Source organism: Actinomycetota bacterium, assembly GCA_041658565.1.
Taxonomy (GTDB): Bacteria; Actinomycetota; AC-67; order AC-67; family AC-67; genus JBAZZY01.
Genome location: JBAZZY010000003.1, coordinates 80,588 through 99,886, shown reverse-complemented (window position 1 = coordinate 99,886; position 19,299 = coordinate 80,588). Strand labels below are relative to the sequence as shown.

Annotated in this window: 21 protein-coding genes and 1 other RNA gene; 5 read left to right on the top strand and 17 right to left on the bottom strand. The window is 65.9% G+C overall.

Features of this window, described 5'->3' with window-relative positions:
• The 10 genes from WDA27_03770 to WDA27_03725 all read right to left on the bottom strand — a co-directional run bounded on the left by WDA27_03770 (position 1) and on the right by WDA27_03725 (position 9,969).
• On the bottom strand, positions 1–1,947 hold the full coding sequence (locus WDA27_03770; protein ID MFA5890061.1) for a VWA domain-containing protein: 1,947 nt from the start codon (positions 1,945–1,947) through the stop codon (positions 1–3).
• Complete coding sequence (locus WDA27_03765) at positions 1,944–3,329, bottom strand: CpaF family protein (GenBank protein MFA5890060.1); 1,386 nt, start codon at positions 3,327–3,329, stop codon at positions 1,944–1,946. The genes WDA27_03770 and WDA27_03765 overlap by 4 nt, the downstream gene beginning before the upstream one ends.
• Positions 3,326–4,510: an AAA family ATPase gene (locus WDA27_03760; GenBank protein MFA5890059.1), complete on the bottom strand. Its 1,185-nt coding sequence runs from the start codon at positions 4,508–4,510 to the stop codon at positions 3,326–3,328. Before WDA27_03760 ends, WDA27_03765 begins: the two co-directional genes overlap by 4 nt.
• 11 nt (positions 4,511–4,521) lie before the next feature.
• Positions 4,522–5,265: a Flp pilus assembly protein CpaB gene (gene cpaB / locus WDA27_03755; protein MFA5890058.1), complete on the bottom strand. Its 744-nt coding sequence runs from the start codon at positions 5,263–5,265 to the stop codon at positions 4,522–4,524.
• 39 nt (positions 5,266–5,304) lie between these two features.
• Positions 5,305–6,483 (bottom strand): hypothetical protein, encoded by a 1,179-nt coding sequence (locus tag WDA27_03750; protein MFA5890057.1) that lies wholly within the window; start codon positions 6,481–6,483, stop codon positions 5,305–5,307.
• Positions 6,483–6,908 (bottom strand): TadE/TadG family type IV pilus assembly protein, encoded by a 426-nt coding sequence (locus WDA27_03745; protein MFA5890056.1) that lies wholly within the window; start codon positions 6,906–6,908, stop codon positions 6,483–6,485. Before WDA27_03745 ends, WDA27_03750 begins: the two co-directional genes overlap by 1 nt.
• Before the next feature lie 65 nt (positions 6,909–6,973).
• Positions 6,974–7,150: a Flp family type IVb pilin gene (locus WDA27_03740; GenBank protein ID MFA5890055.1), complete on the bottom strand. Its 177-nt coding sequence runs from the start codon at positions 7,148–7,150 to the stop codon at positions 6,974–6,976.
• A gap of 80 nt (positions 7,151–7,230) precedes the next feature.
• Positions 7,231–7,449: a Flp family type IVb pilin gene (locus tag WDA27_03735; GenBank protein ID MFA5890054.1), complete on the bottom strand. Its 219-nt coding sequence runs from the start codon at positions 7,447–7,449 to the stop codon at positions 7,231–7,233.
• Positions 7,450–7,642: 193 nt separating this feature from the next.
• On the bottom strand, positions 7,643–8,317 hold the full coding sequence (locus tag WDA27_03730) for a response regulator transcription factor (protein MFA5890053.1): 675 nt from the start codon (positions 8,315–8,317) through the stop codon (positions 7,643–7,645).
• A gap of 2 nt (positions 8,318–8,319) precedes the next feature.
• On the bottom strand, positions 8,320–9,969 hold the full coding sequence (locus WDA27_03725; GenBank protein ID MFA5890052.1) for a sensor histidine kinase: 1,650 nt from the start codon (positions 9,967–9,969) through the stop codon (positions 8,320–8,322).
• A 271-nt stretch (positions 9,970–10,240) separates the two neighbouring features.
• On the opposite strand from WDA27_03725, the gene WDA27_03720 reads away from it, so the two are divergent.
• Complete coding sequence (locus WDA27_03720) at positions 10,241–10,810, top strand: YceI family protein (protein MFA5890051.1); 570 nt, start codon at positions 10,241–10,243, stop codon at positions 10,808–10,810.
• Positions 10,811–10,856: 46 nt separating this feature from the next.
• On the opposite strand, the gene rnpB is transcribed toward WDA27_03720, so the two are convergent.
• The 3 genes from rnpB to WDA27_03705 form a co-directional block, all read right to left on the bottom strand.
• Positions 10,857–11,252: RNase P RNA component class A (gene rnpB, locus WDA27_03715), an RNA gene on the bottom strand.
• 42 nt (positions 11,253–11,294) lie between these two features.
• Positions 11,295–11,729, bottom strand: a complete 435-nt coding sequence (locus WDA27_03710) for a ribonuclease HI family protein (GenBank protein ID MFA5890050.1) — start codon at positions 11,727–11,729, stop codon at positions 11,295–11,297.
• Complete coding sequence (locus tag WDA27_03705) at positions 11,726–12,454, bottom strand: C4-type zinc ribbon domain-containing protein (protein MFA5890049.1); 729 nt, start codon at positions 12,452–12,454, stop codon at positions 11,726–11,728. The genes WDA27_03710 and WDA27_03705 overlap by 4 nt, the downstream gene beginning before the upstream one ends.
• Positions 12,455–12,573: 119 nt before the next feature.
• Between WDA27_03705 and WDA27_03700 the strand changes: the two genes are divergently transcribed.
• The 4 genes from WDA27_03700 (at position 12,574) to arsM (ending at position 16,459) form a co-directional block, all read left to right on the top strand.
• Positions 12,574–13,872, top strand: coding sequence for a pitrilysin family protein (locus WDA27_03700; protein ID MFA5890048.1), 1,299 nt, complete (start codon positions 12,574–12,576; stop codon positions 13,870–13,872).
• Positions 13,869–15,236, top strand: a complete 1,368-nt coding sequence (locus WDA27_03695; protein MFA5890047.1) for a pitrilysin family protein — start codon at positions 13,869–13,871, stop codon at positions 15,234–15,236. Before WDA27_03700 ends, WDA27_03695 begins: the two co-directional genes overlap by 4 nt.
• A gap of 81 nt (positions 15,237–15,317) precedes the next feature.
• Positions 15,318–15,653, top strand: coding sequence for a metalloregulator ArsR/SmtB family transcription factor (locus WDA27_03690; GenBank protein ID MFA5890046.1), 336 nt, complete (start codon positions 15,318–15,320; stop codon positions 15,651–15,653).
• Positions 15,650–16,459 carry an arsenite methyltransferase gene (arsM, locus tag WDA27_03685; protein MFA5890045.1) on the top strand — a complete coding sequence of 270 codons (810 nt, stop codon included), beginning with the start codon at positions 15,650–15,652 and terminating at the stop codon, positions 16,457–16,459. Before WDA27_03690 ends, arsM begins: the two co-directional genes overlap by 4 nt.
• Positions 16,460–16,516: 57 nt before the next feature.
• Here arsM and WDA27_03680 read toward each other — a convergent pair whose 3' ends face one another.
• The 4 genes from WDA27_03680 to WDA27_03665 all read right to left on the bottom strand — a co-directional run bounded on the left by WDA27_03680 (position 16,517) and on the right by WDA27_03665 (position 19,298).
• Positions 16,517–16,717, bottom strand: a complete 201-nt coding sequence (locus tag WDA27_03680) for a cold shock domain-containing protein (protein ID MFA5890044.1) — start codon at positions 16,715–16,717, stop codon at positions 16,517–16,519.
• 168 nt (positions 16,718–16,885) lie between these two features.
• The gene (gene hypE, locus WDA27_03675; protein MFA5890043.1) at positions 16,886–17,938 is read right to left on the bottom strand and encodes a hydrogenase expression/formation protein HypE; all 1,053 of its coding nucleotides are present in this window, start codon (positions 17,936–17,938) and stop codon (positions 16,886–16,888) included.
• Positions 17,935–19,044, bottom strand: a complete 1,110-nt coding sequence (gene hypD / locus WDA27_03670; GenBank protein MFA5890042.1) for a hydrogenase formation protein HypD — start codon at positions 19,042–19,044, stop codon at positions 17,935–17,937. Before hypD ends, hypE begins: the two co-directional genes overlap by 4 nt.
• A complete protein-coding gene (locus WDA27_03665; GenBank protein ID MFA5890041.1) occupies positions 19,041–19,298 on the bottom strand; it encodes a HypC/HybG/HupF family hydrogenase formation chaperone in 258 nt (85 codons plus the stop codon). The genes hypD and WDA27_03665 overlap by 4 nt, the downstream gene beginning before the upstream one ends.
• Position 19,299 lies beyond the last annotated feature (1 nt).

Sequence of the window (19,299 nt, the reverse complement as noted above, 5' to 3'; positions counted from 1 at the left end):
CTACACCTCGATCCTGATGATCTTGCGCATCCACACGATGCCGAGCCCCAGCATCACCAGTGCGCCGCCGATCATCGCGCGCCCCATCGGTTCATCGGTCATCGTTGCGAGAAAGCTCGGATTGACCACCGCGATATACCCGGCGATCCCAAACGGAAGCGTGCCCAGGATGTACGCGGATAGCTTTCCTTCCGCCGAGAGCACGCTGATCTGGCGACGCACTCGCTCACGATCACGTAACGTCTCGGCGACGGTGCGCAGCAACACGGCGAGGTTTCCGCCCACCTGCCGCTGGATGTTGATCGCCAGCACGACCCAGCGGAAGTCCTCACTGCCGAGACGATCGGCCATCGTGTTCAGGGCGTCTTCGATCGGCATGCCCAGTCGGGTTTCCGTCAAGACCCTCGAGAACTCGGTCGAGGTCGGCTCCGGAGACTCTTTCACCAATGTGTCGATTGCCTGCATGAAGCCGTACCCAGCCTGTAGCGACCCGGCAAGCAGTTGCAGCGTGTCGGGAAGTTGCCCAAGTACCGCCGCCTGCCGGGAGGCAATACGACGCGTCAGGAGCATCTTCGGAATCCACGGACCAACGGCCGCGAGCAGAAGCCCCAGCCACCACCGACCGAATAGCCCGAACCCGAGGACCCCGCCCGCGACGGACGCCGCAGCCCTGATCGCGAGGAACTCCGAGGCGCGAAACGGCCATCCTGCGCGGTCGATCTGGGCCTGCACCTTCTCTTCGCGCCGCGACGACTTGGGCAGGCGCCGCAGCACCCCGGCCGCGGCACGCGCAAACGCCCCGGTTTCGCCCTTTCCATTTGCGCGCGCGGTCCGGCCGGCCGACCGGGTGTACACGCGCAGACCCCGAAGCAGAAATGCCTCGACCTCGGTCCGCCGAGGCCGAGCGAGCAGAAGTCCGAAGAACAAAAGCAACGCGACGAATGCGGCCCACATTCCGATCGTTCGCCCGGTCGACGAAGCAAGCGCCGGAATCAGTGGCGGTCCCGGAATCGCGTATGCGCGCGGCCCGGGCGCGCGCCCGGCGGTTCGCGGGTTCAGCGCGGTCATGCGATCCGAGGCGCGCGCGCCGTCCATCGCCACCGTCACCACGATTGCAAGGTCGGCCGGCCCTTCGACGCCGCCGTAGTTCAGCACGTACTGCGAAGCGATGTCACGTGCCGCATTGCGGAAGGCCGACGTTAGGCCTCCCGATTGCCCCACACGCACAGCGCGTCCGCCGGTACGTGACGCAAGCGAGCCCAGCGCCGCCGCGTCGAGATCGCCGCCTTCGAGTCCGATCGTCGTCACCGGTGCATGCGCGGTACGCGCCGCCGCAACCGCCGCCGCCAGATCGACGCGACTCGCGGTGTCCTTGCCGTCGCTGAAGACGACGATGTTTCGCTGGGCCTGGGTCCGCCCGAGCGTGGTTGCCGCCAGCTTCACGGCGTCGTACAGGGCCGTTCCCCCGGATGCCGACAGCGCCTCGACCGCGCGCGCTACGCGCGCGCGGTCGGTCGTGAACGGAACCGTCAGGCGCACGCCGGGTCCGAACGTCACCAGTCCGACACGCACATACGCCGGCAACCCTCCGACGAAAGCTTTCGCAGCGGACTTCGCATCGGCCAGCGGCCGGCCCGCAGTGCTCCCGCTGACGTCCATCGCCAGCGCAACCGCGACCGGCTGAGCCGCGGCGGCCATCGGCGTCACAGTCAGGTTCGGCACTGCGACACCCTGCTCCGTAACGGCGAAGTCGGATGCCGCCAAGTCCCGCGAAGCTCCGGCGACCGCAACCGTGAGGCGCACGTTGCCGCCCGGGTCGAGCACCGCTTCTCGGATACGGACGTCCACAGAGCCGACGGCGTGCGCGACCCCAATCATCCGAAGCAATGTCATCACGATAAGCATCGCCGCCGTTCGACGCGCCATACCGATCTGCGCCGGGCTCATCGGTCACTCCCTCGAACCAGATCTTCGGGTTCGAACAACTCCGGACCAAGTCGAATCCCGGCATCCTCGAGCCTGTTGATGAATCGCGGACGCAGGCCGAGCGACTTGATATGCCCGCGAGAGCGTCCCGAGTCGTCGACTCCCATGCCGAAGTCGAACAGGTAGAGATCCTGCATCGTGATGACGTCGCCTTCCATCCCTGCGATCTCGGTCACATGCGTGATGCGGCGACTGCCGTCCCGCATTCGGGACTGGTGCACGACCAACTGGACCGCGCTGGCGATCTGTTCGCGGATCGCGCGCACCGGCAGGTCCATGCCCGCCATCAGACACATTGTCTCCAGGCGCGCGAGGACGTCGCGCGGCGAGTTCGCGTGCACGGTGGAGATCGACCCGTCGTGGCCGGTGTTCATGGCCTGCAACATGTCCAGGGCTTCGCCGCCGCGAACCTCGCCGACGACGATGCGGTCGGGGCGCATGCGCAATGCGTTGCGCACCAAATCGCGGATCGTTACCTGTCCGCGCCCTTCGATGTTGGGCGGGCGGTGCTCCAAGCGCACGATGTGCGGCTGCAGAAGCCGCAACTCGGCCGAGTCCTCGATGGTGATGATGCGCTCGTCGGCACCGATGAACGATGACAACACGTTCAGCGTGCTCGTCTTGCCGGCGCCCGTACCACCCGACACCAAGATGTTGATGCGGCCGGCAACGCAGGCCTCGAGGAAGCGTGCCACTTTGCCCGACAGCGTCCCGAACGAGATCAGGTCCTCGATCTGGTACGGCTCACGACTGAACTTCCGGATCGTCAGCGCCGGTCCGTCGATCGAAACCGGTGGGATAGCGGCATTCACGCGCGATCCGTCCGGCAGGCGCGCATCCACGTACGGCTGCGCCTCGTCGATTCGACGACCGACGCGACCCACGATCTTGTCGATGGTCTGGCGCAGATGCGCTTCGTCCAGGAACCTCGCGGTCGTCCGAAGCAGCTTCCCGTCACGCTCGATATAGATCGACGAAGGCCCGTTCACCATGACCTCGGTTACACCCGGGTCGCGCAGGAACGGCTCGATCGGGCCGTGACCGAGGATATCGTCGGTCGTTTCGGCGATCAGACGCTGGCGGTCGGCGGCCGACAGCGGCGAGTCCTCTTGTTCGAGCACCTCGGTGAGTTGCGCGCGCACCCGTTGTTCCAGTTGCGCAGCCGTCATCTCCAGGTCGTATAGCTTGGGTCCGAGCGCTTGAACGAGTGCCTGGTGCGTCTTGCGCTTCACGTCACTCAGCGGATCGACGTCCTGCTGAACGGCCTGTTCGGTGAACGGCGCGTCCACGTCGACTCCCTCCGAAGCGACGCGCGCGCGGGACAAACGTTCGTAGAGACTCATCCTGCCTTCCTCCTGAAGAATCGGCCGCGCGCCGCGCGCGCGGTTTCCTTGTCGGGAGCACCGATTCCGTCGGCCAGCCGCGCCAGCGCCAGGACGACCGGCGAGTATTCCGCTTCGGTCACCAGGGGAACCCCGCGGTTGATCGACAGTGGGACCTCGCGGCCCGATGGGATCGAAACGTCGACTTTGGTTCCGAGCGTCTTCTCCACTTCGGAGACCCGGAGTCCCACCTCGGTGTCGGCGCGATTGAGCACAAGGCGAATCCGCTCCCGGCTGAACCCGAGCAAGTCGAGCGTCTGTAGCGCCAACTTCAGATTCTTGATGCTGGGCACGTCCAGGCTCGTGATCAGCACGCAGTGATCGCTTTCGTCCAGCGCCACGACGATGTGCTCCGTGAATGCTGCCGGCGAATCAATAATCACGTAGCGGAACGACTGCTTCAGCATCCGCAGGATTCGCTGGACGGCTTCACCGGAGATCGTCTCAGCGAGTCCGGGCTCGAACGGAGCAGCCAGCAGATGCACGCCGGACCGGTGCGGCGCCAGGTACCCTTTGAGCGCCCCGGAATCCAGGCGTGCGAGATTCTGTGCAGCGTCGTACATCGTGCGGGCCGGAAACATCTGCAGCATGATGGCGAGGTCGCCGAACTGCAGGTCCAGGTCCACCAGCGCCACGCTCTCGCCGGTGCGACGCGCGAGCATAACCGCGAGATTCGCGGCCACAAAGCTCTTGCCGACACCGCCCTTCGAACTGAACACGGTGACGACCTCGTGATCCGCGCCCTCGTGCTCCTCGCCCGACGGCGAACGATCACGGATCTGTCGCGACAGCGCTTCGGCCCGCTCCACGGCCCCGGCAAGCTGGTCGGCGGTGAACTCGACGGGAAGGATGTCGCGAACTCCGGCGCGCAATGCCGACTGCAACAAGTCGGAGCCGATCGCGTCGGCGATGAACAGAACCCCAACCTCAGGCGCCGTGCGCTGCACTCGTTCGGCAACACGCAATGCTTCCGCGGGCGGCACGCTCGGTCCGAGCAACACAACATCCACATCTCCGGCGTGCTCGAACAACGTCTTCTCGAGATCGGATACACCGTCGAGCGTCAGCACGCCCTCACGGCGTTGAAGAGTCTCTGCCACCCGTGCATGAAACTTCGGATCCGAATCAGTCAGCAGGATCATGGGTCCTCGCCTCAACGAAAGACACTGGCGCCGTTACGGCCGGAGGTGCGAACCGGTTTCTGATCCGGCGGCAACAGCGTGAAGTACACGTCGCCTTCGAAGATCGCGAAGGCGAGCTTCTCCGCCTCGGAAGGCGTGACGGCAAGCGTGAGCAGCGTTCGGTCCTGAGCGGCGCTCGCCTGACGCGCGGCCCCGCGACTGCCCTCGTTTGCAGCCGACACCACCTTCTGCCCGACGGCCAGTACCGAGACGTCCTGCAACAGGTACTGGGCGCGAGCGTCTGCGCCGCGACCGGAAGTGACCGACAGATGCGCAATCACCGAGACGCGCGCACCCGGTTGGATGTACCCTCCGACGCCCGGAGGCAACGCCAACTCGACGGCCATCGCCTGGCGACCGGCCGGAATCTCAAGTCCGGATCCCACGGCGGACAGCTCGACGAACCGCGACGAAACGATTTGCTCACCCGGCACGATCGTCACAGCCGCGACTTTGCCGCGGATCTCGTCCAGCGAGGCGATCGCGCCTTCGGCAACCACCTTGCGCGGAACCGTCGTCGTAGTAATCGCCGCGCGCTGCACTGCGGCGTCTGCGCTCATCCCGGCAGGGATCGAGTCCTTGGCCACGAACACCTCGACGGTCTCTACGCCGGTGAACGCCTTGTTCTCCAGCGCATGCACGTACGAGATGAGCGCCGCCGTCGCCAGCGCCGCAAGCACAACCGCCAGCAACAGACTTCCCATCCGTTTCCCCATCGCTACCTGCTTCACGTAATCGTCCTCCCCTTGCGCGCGCTACAAATCGCAGCGCTGATCGATCGTCGCCCCGTAGTTGCCCCCACACAGCTGCACGCCGTGCACGGTCGGTCGGCTCTCCGAAGGATTCGCTCCGACCTGTCCCACCCACCACTCGTCCAAGAACTCCAGATCGATGTAGGAGTTGTCCTGAAGCTGACCGGTGATGTTGCTCCACCCGTGGATTCGTACGAGTAGGAACGCGACCGGACAGAACCGGGCGTTGCTCCCCGAAGCCGTCCACGGGGGCGGTGCCGCACACCCGCGCGGGTCCCGGTCGTCGACGACGCGGTCGTAAACCGCGATCGGAAACGTGGTACGCGTGTCACGCAGGTACTGCAACGACCCGACGAAGCTGCCGCCGCCTGCGCCGGTCTTCGGGCCGCAGGATTCCTGGTTCCCGGATTGGTCGGCATTGCAGTCGCGGGGCAATCCGGTCGCCGCGTCACCCAACGACACAACTCCGGGATACCCGTCGCGCAGCCAGTCCGAAAGAGCGGAGTTCCCGTTCGGAGGTGCGTTGTCGTTGAAGTCCAGCCAGTCCCAGTTCCCGGACGCATCTCCGCACCCCGAACTGCCCCGTTCGAAGGCAATCCGGTGCACGACACCGCCGGAGCCGCCCGGATGCCCGGGACCCGTGCCCCACCTTGCATCGTTGCCTGCCAAGTGCGCCGCCCACTCCAGGTAATGAGCGCTCTTGTCGCACACCGCCACCGGGCGTATCCCGGACGCCGCGGCCAGCGGACCCCACTGCGCGGCAGAACTGGAGAACGCGGAGATGTCCTTGAACCCGAACAGCCCGGCGACCGCCAGCGGAACGGGCAGCGTCGCATCGACGCGCACATGTCCGGCGTCCCCTGTGCACGTGCCGGCGTAAGGCGAAACCTCGAATCTCGACATCGACGCGCCGGCATCGTTTTGCCCAAGAACGTACCCGGCTTCTGCGCCGGCCCCGCTCGATGACCCACCGGCAACGGCTTCCGAACACCCTTCCGAGCCGCCCGCGTCGATATACCGCGCCGCGGCGAGCGCGGCGGCGTCGGTGTCGGTGATCAGTGCACGGCGTGTCTTCCAGAGGCTGCCCGCGTCGACGGACAGCATCGCGGCGCCGAACAACGCGACCATGCTCACCATGACGATGACCGCCGAAACGCCTCGCTCTTGCCTGAGCCGGCGCATCAGGCCCCCCCTCGTTCGCAGCGGAACGTGCCGGATCCCGTGTAGTCAATCGGCCTGTTCCCCCACAAGGGAATCGCGATGGCGTACTTCGCACTCGCCGGCACCTTTGCTTCAACCGTTACGAGGCCCCCAACGCCGGCCACCGCGCATGGACGGGAAGTGCCGGACGACGACGGCGTGGTCACGACAACCACATCGGTCGGGACGAACAGGCTCTGTGCGTCGCGCGCGCGCGCCGCGATCTCGCTATACGTAGCTCCGATCGATGCGAGGCGCGCGCCCTCGCGCGCGCCTGCCTGCAGGCCCTGAGAACGGTTGTACGCCATTCCGAACTGGACCGTGCCGAACAGCAGCATGAACAGCAGGGAGGCCACGATGGCGAATTCCACCGCGGATGCCCCTCGCTCCTGCCTGATCGTGTGCATCGTCAGCCTCTCCCTCGAACTCCCCGGGCGGGGAAGACCCGCCCGGGGAGTTCGCTCTCAGCGAATCAGCAAGCGTTTGTGCGACCCGCGACCGAGGTCGCCGTGCAGTCGAACGTGGCCTTGGTCTGCTGCCCCAAGAACACGACGGCGGCGATGATCACCGCGGCGATGAGCGCCACCATCAGGCCGTACTCAACGGCCGTCGCGCCGCGCTCGCTCTTGACGCCCAGGCGCGCGGTCATCCACACGCCGGTCATACGCACCATCTGAAGAATCGAAGACATCTGTGCTCACCTCTCCTTGAAAAGCCCTTGATGCGACCTCAGCAGGCCGCAGACTTCGACGAAAGCGAATTGCCCGTACACGCGAAGCTGTCTCGAGTTGTCTGCCCCAGGAACACCACCGCCGCAATGATCACCGCGGCGATAAGCGCCACCATCAGGCCGTACTCGACGGCCGTGGCACCGCGCTCACTGCGGATCCGCAGGCGGGATGCACACCACAGGCCCATCATGCGTACGCCCGTGAGAAGATCCGTCACCTTGTTCACCTCCCTCGTCCCTCGCCTGCGCGGACCTGCCGCGACGCGAACCGTCCGTGACCCCGGCTGTTTTTCGGCCTTCTTGCGACCGGCACCGGCTATCAACGATCGTACGAATCGCGGTTGCCGACGGCATGAGTCGCCCGACGAGACTTGCGGGTGCATCGCTCCCCATAGGTCTAGGTGCGCCGACCTAGAAGGTTTGCGCGACGAGACCTTGGCGGAACGCCTCTGCGATCGCCTGCGCGGCGGTGTCTACATCAAGTTTCATGTAGATGTTCGCGAGATGGTTGCGAACCGTCTTCAAGGAGACGAACAAAGTGCGCGCTACTTCAGCCGGACGCCGGCCAGAGACGAGCAGTTGCAGCACTTCGAGTTCACGATCGGTTAGGCAAGTCCCTTGCGCGCGCCCGCCCGCGCGCCGCATGACGCTACGCGCAACGGCAGGACTCAAAAACGATCCACCCGCTGCCACCGCGCGCAACCCCTGGATCAACTCATCCGTTGATGCGCTCTTCAGCAAGTACCCATCCGCGCCGAGTGCCACCGCGCGCGACACCGTAGCGTCGTCGTCGTGCATCGTCAGGAAGATCAGTCGCACCGCCGGCGCCTCCGCGCGCAGTTGTGCGGCGACCTCCAGCCCGCTGCCGCCGGGAATCGCGACGTCCAGCAACACAATGTGGGGGCGCCGAACATTGACCAGAGGAAGAACCTCATCTCCGCGCGCCGCTTCTCCCACCACGATGAACCCGGGTTCTGCAGACACGATCTTGGCGACCGACTGACGGACCAACGTGTGATCTTCAACAATCACGATGCGCGTCATCGCTTGTTCCGCCGCCGCTGATCCGGGTACCTGCAGCACCATGCTCACCGGACCCCTCCGCGGACTGCACCGCACACCAGTGACACTCGCGTTCCTCCGGCAACTCTCGGCGTAATCGCAAGGCGCGCGCCGATGTGCTCGGCCCGCTCGCGCATTCCCGCCAGCCCGACGCCGCCGGCCGCGGATTCGGGGCGCCCAATGTCCGGCATCCCACGGCCGTCGTCCTCAACGATCAAGCGCACTTCGGTGTCCGACGCCGTGAGCGACACCCACACATGGTGGGCTCCCGCGTGGCGCAGCGCATTCGACAGCGCTTCCTGTCCGATGCGGAAGACCTCAGCCTCCGCAGCAGGATCAAGCCACACCTCGCCCGCCGCCTCAAAAGCGATCTCCGGTCCTCCGCCGCCGCGCAGTTCGGCCGTGTACGCGGACAGCGCATGCACCAGGCCTCCGGCAAGCGACGACCGCAAACCGTGCACGGTGGAGCGAACATCTCCCAGCGCGCGCTCCGCAACGCCGGCCAGCCGCAGCACCTCCCCGCGCACCACGGCCGAATCCGAAGTCGCGCCACGCGCCATCGCTTCCAACTCGAAGCGCAAATGCGTCAACGCCTGAGCCACGCCGTCGTGGAGTTCCCCGGCGATGCGGGTGCGCTCCTCGTCCACCGACAACTCACGGAGCCGTCGGAACAGCACTGCGTTTTGCATGCCGATCGACGCGTCCTCGGCGAGTTCACACACACCGGAGAGCACGCGGTCGTGCCGGTCGTGGTCGGGGCACGCCACAAGCAGTACACCCAGAGTCTCCCCGCCCCGGCGCACCGGCGCCGACGACCAACAACGGTGCGGTGCGAGCGCCATCGCGGCGAGCGGTCCCAGCTCGGCGACATCCAGGATCGAGGCGCCGGCCGACGACAACCGAGCGACCGATGCCGTGGCGACGCGCTCGGCGGCCGCGACACCAAAGGCCGCTTCGACCGACGCAACGCCGTCGTGAGTGGTCAAGAACACCCCGGCCGTCGCGCGCAAACGCTCCCGCGCGACGGCGAGCGCGTCCTGCGCGACCGTGCCCGCCTCCAGACCCACCGGCATCGTGCGCGCAAGGCGATACAAGTCTCCGAGAACACGGTTCGCATCGGCGACCGCGCGCTCGCCGTCGGGACCTCCCGCGCGCCAGATGCGCGCGGCCATCCCACCGGCCATCCCAATCACGGGGAACAGCACGAACCAGGTCCCGGCTTCAAGTGGAGAGCCGAGACGAACACTGAAGTGCTCGACGGCCGCGGGGGCTGAAGCGGCCGCGACGAGCGCGCCGGCCAGCGCTCCTCCGCCCGGGCCGAGCCCGAACCCCACGCCGAGCAGCGTGACCTCTCCATAGGCGGACCATGAACTCGCCGGACCACCCGTCGTCGCCAGCAGCGCGGCGGCGAGCACGGCGTCGACCCACGCCATCGAGCCGCGGGGACGTCGCCGGGCCATTCGGACGGCCGCATGAACTCCGACGGCTGCGAACAAGATCATCCGTGTGCCGGACGCATTGCGACCCGAGATCTCCAGCACCGCCGCCACCGCGAACGCCAACCCGCGGCCAACCGAGACCAACCCGGCAGCCCCGTCGGTCGAATAGGCGCGCGCCTCGCGCGGGCCGACGACGCCGGCGCCGTGCAAGACCTGCAGACGCGGTCGCGACGGCACGTCACCGCCTACGCGCGCCTGCCCCCAGGCTTCATTGAGTGTCGTGATGCCCCCGATGCGTGTAGCACGTTATGGCTACACCGCACTCTAAGTTTCGGCCAAACGCGCTCGCTCGTTGAATCGCGCGAACACCCCACACCGGTGCGAACGACCAGGTTCCACACCAAGCGACCCGCATGCACAGGGCCGGAAACCGGCTGAGGAATACCTCTGCGTCCGGATCAGTTGTGGCGGAAGCACTCCGGCAACGAAAGGACCTACGATGAACCAGATGACGAAGCCGTTGCGAAACCTGGACGGAATCGAGGTGCCGGCCGTCGGAATCTGGAAACTGGATCCCGCTCACTCGGTGCTGTCGTTCTCAGCCCGCCACTTGATGGTCGCGAAGGTTCGCGGGCAATTCGACCGTTTCCAGGGAACCGTCACCATCGGGGATCGCCCCGAGGACACCTCGATCGACGTCACGATCGAGGCCGCCGGCATCACGACGAACCAGGAGCAGCGCGACGAACATCTGCGCTCCGCCGACTTCCTGGACGTAGAGCGCTACAGATCTCTGACCTTCCGCAGCACCTCGACCGAGCGCTCGGGTGACCGCACCTTGCGCGTTACCGGCGATCTCACGATTCGCGACACCACGCGTCCGGTAACGCTCGACGTGACCTACGAGGGTGCCGCATCACCGCCGTGGGGCGGCGTCGCGGCGGGATTCTCCGCTGTTGCGGAGTTGGATCGCGAGGAGTTCGGAATGACGTGGAATCAGGCACTGGAAGCCGGCGGGTTCCTCGTCGGCAAAAAGGTGCGGATCGAGATCGAGGCGGAACTCGTCCCGAGCGAGTAGCGAGCAACCCGCCCTTACGCCGGCGGCGACACGCGCCGGTGTGAGGGTGAGGAGTGGGCCTGTAAGCGGGATTCTGTCCTCGCCTTTCGGCGAGGGGCGACCATCTCTCTGGGACCTGCGTTACCGCAAGCCTCATGCGACCTACCCGGAAGCATTGGACGGGCCGCCCTGCTCCCTGCTTGGTCTTGCTCCGCGCGGGGCTTGCCGAGCCGTGACGGTCACCCATCACGCTGGTGGGCTCTTACCCCACCGTTCCACCCTTGCCCGCACCGCCGGCGGGGTCTGGCATTACGCTCGACCCACGTCGGCAGCCGCTGGCGGTACATTTTCTGTGGCGCTTTCCCGGGGTCACCCCCGGTGGGCGTTACCCACCGCGCTGCCCTGTGGAGTCCCGACTTTCCTCGACGAGCACTTGACTCGCCGCGGCCGCCCGGCCCACTCCTCGGCATCAGTGTAGCGCCGGAGGCCGCCGTCCCAGGGTCGGTCAGCTTTTCGCGTCGAGCGCGAGGTTCACCAGTTCGTCGGCGCGCACGTTTTGCTCTCGCGGGACGTGCTCGAATACGACCTTCTCGAAGCGGCACGCCGCAGCGCGCGCCTGCTCGAACAAGGGACGCAGGTTCGCGCTCTTGACCTTGTACACGCCGCGCAACTGCTGAACGAGCAATTGGGAGTCCGTGCGGATCTTCACGCGCCGCGCGCCGAGTTCTGCCGCGCGCCCCAAGGCACGAATTACGGCGGAATACTCCGCAAAATTGTTAGTTTGGGTCCCGAGCGTCTCGCCGACCCCCTCGATCTCGGTCCCGCTGGGATCTTGGATCGACACTCCGAGCGCCGCCGGGCCGGGATTGCCGCGCGAGCCGCCGTCGCAGTAGATGAGCAACTCCTCGAGGGACTCGCCGAACAGGTCTTGCTGTGTCACACCACGACCAGCAAACGACGACAGTTCTCGCAGCGCACAAGAGGGTCGTCTCCGACGCGGATCTCCTCGCGCGCCATCGGCGACAGCGGCAGATTGCACCCGCGACACACGCCCTTGTCCAGGGCCGCCACTGCAACCCCTCCGCGCTTGGAGCGCGCGTCGTCGTACAACTCGAGGATTTCGGGATGCACGGTGGGCTGCAACGCGGCACGTTCCGCAGCGAACTCCGCCAGTTGCTTCTCGATATCGACGGATGCGGTGTCACGACGCGCAGTCGCGTCCGCGACTCCCGCCTCGACGCTCTCGAAGGACGCGGTCAGCGCGGCAACCTCAGCTTCCACAGCCTCCCGGCGCTCCATGACCTCCAGCTCTCCGTCCTCGAGGTGCGCCTTTCGCCGGCGCAGCGAGTCCAACTCCGCCTGGATGTTGGACAACTCCTTAGCGTTGGTGACCTCGCCGGAGTACAGCCTGGCCTGCTCGTGCTGGATCTTGCCGTCGATCTGCTCGACCTCCACCTCGATGCGAGCCTGCTCGCGCGACACCGCATCCAGCTCGGTCTGCCGCTCGACGCGCGCATCGGCGATCTCATCGCGCTGCTGCGTCAGTTCATCCAGTTCGGCCTGCTCGGGGAGATCGGTTCGGCGCTGCACCAGCCGGTCGGAGGCGGTGTCGATGCGCTGTAGATCCAATAACGGTCGGAGGGACTCGCGCGTGATGCTTTCCACTCCGCCGTGCCCTCCCAATTCGATGTCGTCGCAACTGCGGCGCCAACCTAGCACCCCCCGGGTTGCGCGCGCGAACGTCACCCGGCGAATATCACACAAACCCCACAAGGGAGAACGACATGCCCGATACCCCGACCATCGCCTTCACCGACGAACATCTGGACAACGGCCTGCGACTAATTCTGGCCGAGGACCACCTCGCACCGGTCGTCGCAGTGAACCTCTGGTACGACGTCGGGTCAAAGCATGAAGAACCCGACAAGACCGGACTCGCGCACTTGTTCGAGCACATGATGTTCCAGGGTTCTCGCAATGTCGCCAAGGGCGAGCACTTCAAGTTCATCGAAGCCGCCGGCGGGGCGCTAAACGCCTCCACGTGGCTGCACCGAACCAACTACTTCGAGTCGGGGCCCTCCGCGTGCCTGGAGTTGTTCCTTTGGCTGGAAGCCGACCGAATGGGCGGCCTCCTCGACGCGCTCGGCCAGGAGACTCTCGACAACCAGCGTGACGTCGTCAAGAACGAAAAGCGCCAGCGCTACGACGACGCGCCGTACGGGAACTGGTGGCCGGCGCTGATCGAGCGCTTGTTCCCCCACGGACATCCCTACCACCACCCCACGATCGGTTCCATGCAGGACCTCGACGCGGCAACCGTCGACGACTGCCATGCGTTCTTCGAGCACCACTACGCACCGAACAACGCCGTGCTGACTCTCGCCGGGGACTTCGATCCGGAACAGGCGCGCGCCTGGGTCCGCGAGTACTTCGGTGGCATTCCGGCCAACATGTCGCTGCGCCCGGCTCCGGCGGTCCCCAATCCTGCGCCGCTCCAAGGACCTGTACGTGACGTCCTTCCCGATCGCGTACCGCTGACACGGATGTTTGCCGGGTACCGCTCCCCGCCGGCCGGCACTCGCGAAGCCGATGCGATCGAAGTCGCCGCAGCGATCCTGTCCCTGGGCGGCGGGGCCTCGTCCAAGGGCACACGCCTGTACCGCGAACTCGTTCGCGAGAAGCGCCTGGCCCAGGATGTTGAGTTCTGGACGATGGAGTTCGAGACCGTCTCGGTCGCCGGCGGATCCGCCACACTGCGTCCCGGTGTCGCAGTGGAAGACCTTGAGGCGGAGTTCTTTGGGATCGTCGAGGGACTCGCCGAGAGCATCACCGAGGACGAGATAGACCGAGCGCGCGCCGGCCTCGAGCACACCATCATCCGCAGCCGATTGCTGCGCGCGTCCTCCCGCGCCGATTGGCTGAGCGAGTGCGCCACGATGTTCGGAGACCCCGGCCGCGTAAACGACCGAATCCCCGACCTGCTCAGCGTCGGCACCGCGGAGGTCGCCGAAGCCGCGCGCAATGTGTTTCGTCCCGAGAACCGCGTCGAGATCGTGTTCGTTCCCGAGGAGGCCGCCAAATGACCGTGCTCGTTCCCAACCGGCCGGCCCCGGGAATCCCCCGCCCGTTCCGCTTTCCCGAGTTCAGCCGGACCACGCTCGACGGCGGGCTAACCCTGATCACGTGCGACATCCCGGGACGTCCGCTGATCTCGGCACACCTGACCATGGAGGCCGGAGCGGCACAGGAAGTGCCCGAGCGAGGCGGCGTCGCCGCGCTCGCAGCGGCTGCGCTCACCGAGGGCACCGAGAGCAAGGACGCCACCGCATTCGCCGAAGCAGTCGAACGACTCGGCGCCGAAATCGACGCACGGAGCGGGTGGGAGACGATCGTCGCGTCGGCGCGGGTACCCGCGAGCCGAATCGGACCAGTCCTGGAGTTGCTGGCTGCGACGGTGCGCCTCCCCCGCTTCCCCGAGAACGAGATCGAGCGACTCAAGCAGGAACGGCTGAACGAGATCCGCCAGGCTTACGCGAACCCGATGCGGCGCGCGATGATCGCATTCATGGGAGCCGCCTACACCGGGGAATCGCTTTACGGACGGCCGCAAGGCGGCACGTTTGAAACCGTCGGCCCACTCGGAAAGAGCGAGGTCGCAGCGCACTACGCAACCTACGCGACGCCGGGATCAGCAACCCTGGTGGTTGCCGGAGACCTCGCCGGTACCGGGATCAACGACCTCGCGGCACAGTTGTTTGCGGACTGGCGCGCGCCCGAAGCCGCACGCCGTAGCGCGGTCGCCGAGGGGACCGCCGCACCGACGTCGGTCTTGGTGATCGACCGGCCTGGAGCGGTGCAGTCCAACATCGTGCTCGGTCACGTCGGCATCGCGCGCAACGCACCCGACTACAACGCGGTCGAGTTGATGGCCCACGCGCTGGGCGGCTCCTTCAACTCGCGGATGAACATGCGACTGCGCGAGGAGAAGGGCTACACCTACGGATCGAGCGCCATGTTCGATCCTCGGCGGGGAACCGGGCCGTTTCTGGCGCTGGCTCCCGTCGAGCGGTCGGTGACCACGGACGCCGTCGCCGACATGCTCGGAGTCATCCGGTCCGTGGCCGCCGAAGGCCTGAGGCAAGAGGAACTGGATGCCGCCCGGGACTACCAGAGCGGGATCTTCGCATTGCGTTTCGAAACACCCGAGGCGATCGCGTCGGGGATCGACGAGATACTCACCTACCGTCTGGCCGACGACTACTTCGACACCTACGGCCGCACATTGCAGTCGTTGACGCTCGACGACCTCGACGCGGCGGCGCGCGCGCACCTGGACCCCGACCACACCTCGATCGTCGTCGTCGGCGACGCCGAGGCCGTCGTCCCGGAACTCGAACGCGCGGCCTTCGGCCCCGTGACGGTCACCAAGGACGAACTCCCGGAGTAGAAATCTTGTATTGACATTTCTCGATGAAGGGCCTATCTTCTTCATCGAGATCTATCGATGCATTCCCGGGACGGAGGTGACGTGGAAGCCCAAGAGCTGAGTTGCTGTTCGATCGTCTCCGCCGGCATCGACGAGGACGCGGCTACTCAGGCCGCTGCGGTGTTCAAGGCCCTCGCCGACCCGGCGCGCGTCCGGATCGTCAACATCCTGGCCACCTCCGCCCGACCGGTATGCGTGTGTGAACTCATCCCGGAACTCGGCCTGTCTCAAGGCACGGTCAGTTTTCACATCAAGAAGCTGATGTCGGCGGGACTTCTAGAGCGTGAGCAGCGTGGAACCTGGGCTTTCTACACGCTGCAATCGGACGTCTTGGTCCGCATCGCAGGGATCTTCACTCCCGAAGGAGGACATGCGTGAGCAATGAGCAGGAAATTCGCGAAGAAGTAAGGCAGTGGTACGCGCGCGCGGCCCAGTCGGTCGCGGAACCACAGGGATGCGGTTCCGGTTGCGGTTGCGGCGAGGATCAGTCCGCCCCAACGACCTTCGGGGCCGGGCTCTACGAAGAGGCCGAGCGGGCCGACCTACCCGAGGCCGCAGTCCAGGCCAGTCTCGGGTGCGGCAACCCCACGGCCGTCGCCGAATTGAACCAGGGCGACACGGTCCTGGATCTAGGCTCCGGCGGCGGGATCGATGCCTTGCTGGCCGCGCGCCGCGTGGGACGCAAAGGCAAGGTCTACGGGTTGGACATGACCGAGGAAATGCTGGCCCTCGCACTGCGCAACCGCGAGGACGCCGGCGCCGAAAACGTCGAGTTCCTCAAGGGATACATCGAGGAGATTCCGCTGCCGGCCTCGATCATCGACGTGGTGGTCTCCAACTGCGTGATCAACCTCTCGGCCGACAAGCCGCGAGTGTTCGCCGAGATCTTCCGCGTTCTCAAGCCCGGCGGCCGCATCGGCGTCAGCGACGTCGTGTCCTCGAACGACCTGAGCACCGAAGACCGGGCGACGCTGGGCAGCCACGTCGGATGCATCGCCGGAGCGCTCTCTTTCGCGGAGTACGAAGCGAACCTCGCCGACGCGGGCTTCACCGGCATCGAGATCACCCCGACGCACGAGGTGATCGAGGGCATGTTCTCGGCCATCATCAAGGCGACCAAACCCGAGGGCGCGCGCGCGAAGCTCGACCTGTTGTCCGAGAACTCGCAACACACCTGCTGCTGAATCGTCGGGAAATAAACGAAGGGCCGCTTTCGCGGCCCTTCGTTGTCTCGTGTCGTGTTACTTGACGACCGTGACGTTCGTGGCCTGCAGTCCCTTGTTTCCCTGCGTCACCTCGAACTCGACTTCCTGGCCCTCGGACAACGAGCGGTACCCCTGGCCGATGATCCCCGTGTGGTGCACGAAGACATCCTCTCCTCCCTCGCGGGAGATGAAGCCAAAGCCCTTCTCGTCGCTGAACCACTTAACGGTTCCGCGCAACGTGTTCCCTCCTTCCGGCGCCGCACCAGCGGCAGTTCGAATTCCGCGCGATTAGCGCGTGAGCCGGCCCGAAGACAAGCGGCCGCGGGTTCAATCCGCGGCCGTTACGTTCCACAGAACCCTGAACTCGGGGCCGAGTGTAGCACGGCAGGGTCAAAGTCGGTACCTTCAGCAAATCCGCGGGAGTTGCTCCCCCGCCAGCATATCTACTACCCGCGTGCCCCCGACCCCGCTCCGCATGGCAACCGTTCCGGGGTGCTCCGCCACCACTGTACCGGCGATCACCGCCTGCTCGCCCAAGGCATGTGTCCGCATGGCCGCAAGCACGCCGTCGGCGGACTCGGGGGCAACCACAGCGATCAACACACCCTCGTTGGCCACGTACAGTGGGTCGAGCCCGAGCATCTCGCAGGCCGCCCGAACGGCTTCAGGGATCACGAGCGCGCGCTCCTCCAGGATCATCCCGACCCCTGAGGCGCACGCCAGTTCATTCAGCGCGCTCGAAACCCCACCGCGCGTGGGGTCGCGCATGCACCGAATCCCCTTGGACGCCGCGAGCATCGCGTCGACCAATCCCCCCAGAGCGGCCGAGTCGCTGCGAAGGTCGGTCTCAAACTCGATACCCTCGCGCGCGCTCATCACCGCAATGCCGTGCACGCCGATCGGCCCCGAGATCAGGATGCGATCTCCCGGCAGGCACCGGTCGGCCGACAGGTCGACACCCGAAGGCACAATCCCCACACCGGTCGTAGTGATGAAGACGCCGTCGCCCTTGCCTCGATCGACGACCTTGGTGTCCCCGGTCACCAGCGTTACTCCGGCGACTGCGGCCGCGTCGGAAGCGCTTCGCACGATCGCCTCAAGATCGGCCATCGGCAAGCCCTCCTCAAGGATGAACGCCGCCGCCATCCACATCGGTTTCGCGCCCCCCACCGCGAGGTCATTCACCGTTCCGTTCACAGCGAGCGAGCCGATGTCCCCGCCCGGAAAGAACAGCGGCGACACCACAAACGAGTCGGTGGTGATCGCAATGCGCATCCCGTCAAACTCCACGATCGCTTGGTCGTTCAACGCGCGCAACACCGGGTTGTCGAAGCAGCGTACGAACAGGTCCGAGATCAACCGGGCACTCATGGTCCCGCCGCTGCCGTGTCCGAGCAAGACCTGCGAGTAGGTCGAGATCGGAACGGGGCAAGTGAAGCCCTCGGGTGAGACAGTCACGTTCTCGTCCTTACCTGCTCGCGGAAGCGACCGTAGTGGTAGTAGGCGGCACAAGCGCCCTCGCTGGAGACCATGGTCGCTCCGAGGGGACGTTCCGGCGTGCACTGCACGCCGAATGCCTCGCACTCGTTCGGTTTGATCAGCCCCCGCAGCACCTCGCCCGCACGGCAAAGGGACGATTCCTGCACGCGAATCGCTCCCACGTCGAACCGGAGTTCCGCATCGAACTCAGCGTACTCCGGCCTCAAACGGTAGCCGGAACGCGGGATCTCACCGACGCCGCGCCACTTGCGGTCGGTCACCTCGAAGACCTCGGAGAGCATCGCCTTCGCTGAAGGATTTCCCTCGCGCCGCACGACCCGCGTGTACTGGTTCTGCACCTCGACGCGGCCGTCCTCGAGCAGACCGAGAAGCATGTACAAGCCCTGGAGCACGTCGAGCGGTTCGAATCCGGTCACGACGATGGGAACGTGGTGCGCGCGCGCCAGCGGTTCGTACTCTGCGTACCCCATCACCGTGCACACGTGGCCGGCAGCGAGAAACCCTTGGACGCGGTTGTCCGGGGACGCCAGGATCAGATCCATCGCCGGAGGAACGAGCACGTGAGATACCAGCAAGCTGAGGTTCGTCACACCCAGCCTCTTGGCCTGCCGAGCGACCATCGCGTTCGCCGGCGCGGTGGTCTCGAACCCCACCGCGAAGAACACGATCTCCTTGCCCGGGTTCTCTCGGGCGATCCGCAAGCAGTCCATCGGCGAGTAGACGATTCGAACGTCGCCGCCTTCGGCCTTCACCGACAACAGGTCCTTGGAAGATCCGGGAACGCGCAGCATGTCGCCGAACGAGCAGAAGATGACCCTTGGATCGGCGGCAATCGCAAGCGCGCGATCCACCATTTCCAACGGCGTAACGCACACGGGACACCCCGGACCGTGGACGAGTTCGACCCCGGAAGGAACGAGTTGGTCCACGCCGTACTTGACGATCGTGTGCGTCTGGCCGCCACAGACCTCCATGACCGTCCAAGGGCGGGTCACCCGCCGCACGAGCAGATCGACGAGTCGGCGCGCGGCGTCGGAGTCACGGTACTCGTCGACGAATCTCACGATTGCGCTCCCGGGATCCCTGCATCGCCGAGTTCCCCCATGGCCTCGAGAAACTCAAACACTTGGCGTGCTTCCTGCTCATCCACCTTGGATATCGCAAACCCAACGTGGATGATCACGTAGTCACCCACCTCAACCTCGGGCATGTACTCCAGACATGCACGCTGAAATACGCCTCCGAAATCCACTCGCGACATGCGCAAGGCGTTCTCCTCGTAGATCTCGATGACCTTTCCCGGAACACCCAGACACATG

Excerpts from the sequence above, each read along its gene's own strand:
- WDA27_03770 (MFA5890061.1), bottom strand. The coding sequence starts at position 1,947 with ATGAGCCCGGCGCAGATCGGTATGGCGCGTCGAACGGCGGCGATGCTT.
- WDA27_03765 (MFA5890060.1), bottom strand. The coding sequence starts at position 3,329 with ATGAGTCTCTACGAACGTTTGTCCCGCGCGCGCGTCGCTTCGGAGGGA.
- WDA27_03760 (MFA5890059.1), bottom strand. The coding sequence starts at position 4,510 with ATGATCCTGCTGACTGATTCGGATCCGAAGTTTCATGCACGGGTGGCA.
- cpaB (MFA5890058.1), bottom strand. The coding sequence starts at position 5,265 with ATGGGGAAACGGATGGGAAGTCTGTTGCTGGCGGTTGTGCTTGCGGCG.
- WDA27_03750 (MFA5890057.1), bottom strand. The coding sequence starts at position 6,483 with ATGCGCCGGCTCAGGCAAGAGCGAGGCGTTTCGGCGGTCATCGTCATG.
- WDA27_03745 (MFA5890056.1), bottom strand. The coding sequence starts at position 6,908 with ATGCACACGATCAGGCAGGAGCGAGGGGCATCCGCGGTGGAATTCGCC.
- WDA27_03740 (MFA5890055.1), bottom strand. The coding sequence starts at position 7,150 with ATGACCGCGCGCCTGGGCGTCAAGAGCGAGCGCGGCGCGACGGCCGTT.
- WDA27_03730 (MFA5890053.1), bottom strand. The coding sequence starts at position 8,317 with ATGGTGCTGCAGGTACCCGGATCAGCGGCGGCGGAACAAGCGATGACG.
- WDA27_03720 (MFA5890051.1), top strand. The coding sequence starts at position 10,241 with ATGACGAAGCCGTTGCGAAACCTGGACGGAATCGAGGTGCCGGCCGTC.
- WDA27_03700 (MFA5890048.1), top strand. The coding sequence starts at position 12,574 with ATGCCCGATACCCCGACCATCGCCTTCACCGACGAACATCTGGACAAC.
- WDA27_03695 (MFA5890047.1), top strand. The coding sequence starts at position 13,869 with ATGACCGTGCTCGTTCCCAACCGGCCGGCCCCGGGAATCCCCCGCCCG.
- WDA27_03665 (MFA5890041.1), bottom strand. The coding sequence starts at position 19,298 with ATGTGTCTGGGTGTTCCGGGAAAGGTCATCGAGATCTACGAGGAGAAC.